The 4,154-nt window shown below is 68.7% G+C and carries 3 protein-coding genes and 1 pseudogene; 2 read left to right on the forward strand and 2 right to left on the reverse strand.

The features are described from left to right. Window positions 1–1,469 (reverse strand): serine/threonine-protein kinase (locus tag VD972_RS39810; protein WP_324994273.1); only part of this gene is annotated, 1,469 nt, incomplete at its 3' end. Between the two features lie 81 nt (window positions 1,470–1,550). Between VD972_RS39810 and VD972_RS39815 the strand changes: the two genes are divergently transcribed. Then, window positions 1,551–2,867: a metal-dependent hydrolase family protein gene (locus VD972_RS39815; RefSeq protein WP_324994275.1), complete on the forward strand. Its 1,317-nt coding sequence runs from the start codon at window positions 1,551–1,553 to the stop codon at window positions 2,865–2,867. A 153-nt stretch (window positions 2,868–3,020) separates the two neighbouring features. After that, on the forward strand, window positions 3,021–3,656 hold the full coding sequence (gene udk, locus VD972_RS39820; RefSeq protein ID WP_324994277.1) for a uridine kinase: 636 nt from the start codon (window positions 3,021–3,023) through the stop codon (window positions 3,654–3,656). 1 nt (window position 3,657) lies between these two features. Here the strand turns inward: udk and VD972_RS39825 are convergent. Further along, window positions 3,658–4,154 (reverse strand): annotated as a pseudogene (locus VD972_RS39825) (alpha/beta hydrolase); the annotation flags it as partial.

The raw sequence follows: 4,154 nt of genomic DNA on the forward strand, positions 1-4,154 counted from the left end.
GTGAGCGCCAGCAACTGCTGCTGGAGCACCTCGCCCGAGGGCGTGCGCCGATTCAGATCATGCTGCAAGAGGCCCATGATGATGGAGTCCAGCGCGCGAGAGATGCCGGGCACGGAGTGAGAGGGCGGCAGCAGCTCCTGGTTGAGGGAGGCGGTCATCAGCTGCGCCTGGTTGGTGCCGCGCAGCGCAGGCTCTCCGGTGAGCGCCTCATGCAGGGTGAGGCCCAGCGCGAAGAGGTCCGCCCGGCGGTCCAGCAGCTCGCCCCGCACCTGCTCGGGTGCCATGTAGCCTGCCTTGCCACGCACCGTCTCCGCCTGGGTGAGCGCGAAGCGGTTGGCCGCGCGCGCGATCCCGAAGTCCGACAGCTTCACCTCGCCGATGCGCGACAGCAGGATGTTGGGCGGGTTGAGGTCGCGGTGCACCAGGCCCAGCGGCTCGCCTTGGGAGTCCACTCGGCCGTGCATGTACGCAAGCGCCGAAGCGATCTCCGCGCCGATGTAGCTCACCACGGCCGGAGGCAGCTGGCGGTAGGGCATGCGCTTCAGCAGCCCGCCCAGCGTCAGGCCCTGCACGTACTCCATGGCCAGGAAGACGGTGTCCTGGTGGCGTCCCAGGTCGAGCACCTGCACGATGTTGGGGTGGATGAGCAGCGAGCCCAGCTCGGCCTCGCGCCGGAACAGGGCGAGGAACTCTTCATCGTCCGCGTAGGCGGGCAGCACGCGCTTGACGGCCACCTGCTTCTCGAAGCCACCCTCCGGGCTGTAGGTGGCGCGGAACACCTCGGCCATGCCGCCCGCGCCCAGCCGCTCGTGGAGGAAGTACTTCCCCATCACATCCTTCTCGCGGATGGCGCGCAGCGCGGCCTCGGCCTTGCTCACGATGATGCTGGCCAGGGTCGCCGTCAGCGGCCCATAGGCGAAGAGGAACACGCAGCGCAGTACCACCATCGGCAGTGTCAGAGTGCTCAGGGGCTCGGGAGGGAGCGCCGGCCGCATGAGCAGCAGGTAGATCACCAGATACTCGATCGCCGCCAGCGACGCCGCGAAGTAGGCCAGTGCTTTGCCGGCCCGGAGTGCGCACACCACGATGAGTGCACCCCACGCGATCACCGGAGGCGTGGTGAGCGCATACACGGGGCCGTGGAAGGCGACCTCGATGACACAGGCCACCGCGGGGATGGACACCGTGACGGAGCTGTCCACCCACGGGATGGCAGGGTGATAGCTGCCTCGCTTCAGCGCCCACAGCGAGAGCGAGTAGTAGACGGCCAGGCCCCCCGTCAGTCCCGCCAGGCTCAGCGCCAGGCCCTGGCCGATCACGCCAATGAGCAGCAGCGAGGCACCGCAACCGAGCACCATCATGCCGCGCATGAAGCGGGCGATGGACGTCTCCCGGGGAACGACGTCCTGGTCCAGGAAGTCCTGTAACAGCCGGGCGGAGTGCGACACCTGGGGGGGAGCGGCCTGCATGGCTCGGGACTCTATCTGAAGCCCCCATGGCACGAACCTGTCTGCTTGACTCGACGGCGCGACGTGCCAGGAATGCGGCCCATGCGAATCGTGCTCCTGCTCGCGCTCCTCTGGGTGCTGCCGGCCTCCGCGGCCGAGCCTTCCAAGCCCGTTGTCCTCAAAGCCGCGCGCCTCTTCGATGCGAAGAGCGGCAAGCTCCTCTCTCCCGGGGTGCTGGTAGTGACAGCGGGGAAGATCTCGGCCGTGGGAGCGAGCGCCGCCGTACCGGCTGGGGCGGAGGTCATCGAGCTCGGAGACGCCACCCTGCTGCCTGGCTTCATCGATGCGCACACGCACCTCACCGGCCAGCCGGGCGAGGACTGGCGGCAGGACGTCATCGACCGCATGCAGCGCACCATCCCCGAGCGCACGATGGAGGCGCTGCCATATGCCCGTGCCACGCTGATGGCAGGCTTCACCACGGTCCGCAACCTGGGAGGCGAGGACTTCATCGACGTGGGGCTGCGCAACGGCATCCGTCGAGGCAAGGCGGTGGGGCCGCGCATCCTCGCCGCCACCTCGGGTCTGGGCTCCACGGGTGGTCACTGCGACGGCGGCAACTCGTGGCGCAAGGGCCTGCTGGCCCAGGAGTCCGGCCAGGGTGTGGCGGATGGGCCCGACGCCTTTCGCGCGAGGGTCCGAGAGCACCTCAAGTACGGCGCGGACGTCATCAAGGTGTGCGCCACTGGCGGCGTGCTCAGCCGCAATGACGATGTGGACTCGCCGCAGCTCACCCAGGCCGAGCTGGATGCCATCGTGGACGAGGCCCACGCTCGCAAGCGCAAGGTGGCCGCGCACGCCCATGGCGCGGAGGGGGCCAGGCGCGCCATCCGGGCGGGGGTGGACTCCATCGAGCACGGCTCGTTCCTGGATGACGAGGCGCTCGAGCTGATGAAGCGCAAGGGGACCTTCTATGTGCCCACCGCCATTGCCCTCCGTGGCGTGAAGGAGCGCTACGAGAAGGGGCTGCTCGCGCCGGAGCAGATCCCCAAGTTCAAGGCGGCCGAGGCCAGCGCGCGGCAGGTTCTTCGCAAGGCTACCTCACGGGGAGTGCGCATCGCCTTCGGCACGGATGCCGGCGTCTTCGCCCACGGCCGGAACGCAGAGGAGTTCGCCCTGCTGGTGGAGGGGGGCCTGGCTCCCGCGGATGCGCTCCGCGCCGCCACCTCCGTCAACGCCGAGCTGCTCGGGCTGGTGAACCAGCTGGGCACGCTGGAGGCCGGCAAGCTGGCGGACATCGTCGCGGTGCCCGGAGATCCCCTCCAGGACATCCGCCGCGCCGAGCGGGTCTTCTTCGTGATGAAGGAGGGCGTCATCTACCGCAACGATCGAGCGGCTCCGGCGGCGGTCGCGCGGTAGCCGCTGCCTCCACTCCTCCGAGCCTGGCCTGTCGCGTCGGGGGCAGGAGGCAACCCGGCGGCGCCTGGAGAAGGAGGGGCCATAACTTCCCCGTATGTCCGGTTCCCTACACAGCCTTGCGCCAGCCGGGCCGCTGCGATAGGTGCCCCGGACATGTTGTCACCCCTCGTCGTTGGCATCGCGGGCGGCACCGCATCCGGCAAGACGACCGTCTGCCGGAAGGTCCGTGAGGCGCTCGCCGACTGCCGTGTCGCCTTCATCGATCAGGACTCGTACTACGCGGATCTGCAGGACATGCCGCTCGAGGAGCGGCGGCAGGTCAACTTCGATCACCCGGACGCGTTCGACACGGAGCTGCTCGTGCGCCACCTGCGCGAGCTGAAGTCTGGCCGGGCCGTCGACAAGCCCATCTACGACTTCATCACCTGCTCCCGCAAGGCGGGCACCGTCCGAGTGGAGCCGGGGGACATGATCCTCATCGAGGGCATCCTCGTGCTGCACATGAAGGAGGTGCGCGACGAGACGGACATGAAGGTCTACGTGGATGCCGACGACGACCTGCGCATCATCCGGCGCCTCACCCGCGACATCAAAGAGCGCGGTGGGGACTTCGATCACGTCATCGGCCAGTACCTGCGGCACGTGCGTCCCATGCACATGGGCTTCGTCGAGCCGTCCAAGCACCACGCGGACATCATCATCCCCCACGGCGGCAACAACGAGATCGCCATCGGGATGCTCGTGGGCGCCCTGCGCGCCAGGCTCGCCGCGCCCCACGTCTCCAGGTAGGTCAGCGCAGCCTGCGCAGGAAGTCGCGCACCGGGCCATGCATGCGACGCGTCTCGGTGAGCAGGGCGCCATGATCGCTCGCGCCCTGCAGCTCGTGGTAGCGCGCCTGAACCCCGGCGGCGCTCAGCAGGTGGTACGTCTCGCGCACCCGCGCCGGCGGGGCCAGCACATCCGAGGCCCCCGCGATGAGCAGCACCTTCGCCTGCACCTTGGGCAGGTACTCCGTCAGATCGCACCCCGAGTAGGCCGTGCACATCAGGATCCACGCGTTTGGATCGAAGGCCTTGGCGAACTCCTCGGCGTCTGCCTCCAGGGTCTTCTCGGCGGCGTCAATGTCCCGGTAGCGCGCCACCAGGAACTCGCGGCCGTACACCAGCCGCAGGTAGTCCAGCCGCAGCTTCTTCATCGTCTTCAGCGGACCGCCGCCATGCCGGTAGAACCCCTCCTTGTACTCAGGGTCCATCCACAGCAGCTGGTGGAACATGCCCACCCGGTCCC

Origin of the sequence: Hyalangium sp. (genome assembly GCF_035629615.1) — a bacterium.
GTDB lineage: Bacteria > Myxococcota > Myxococcia > Myxococcales > Myxococcaceae > Hyalangium.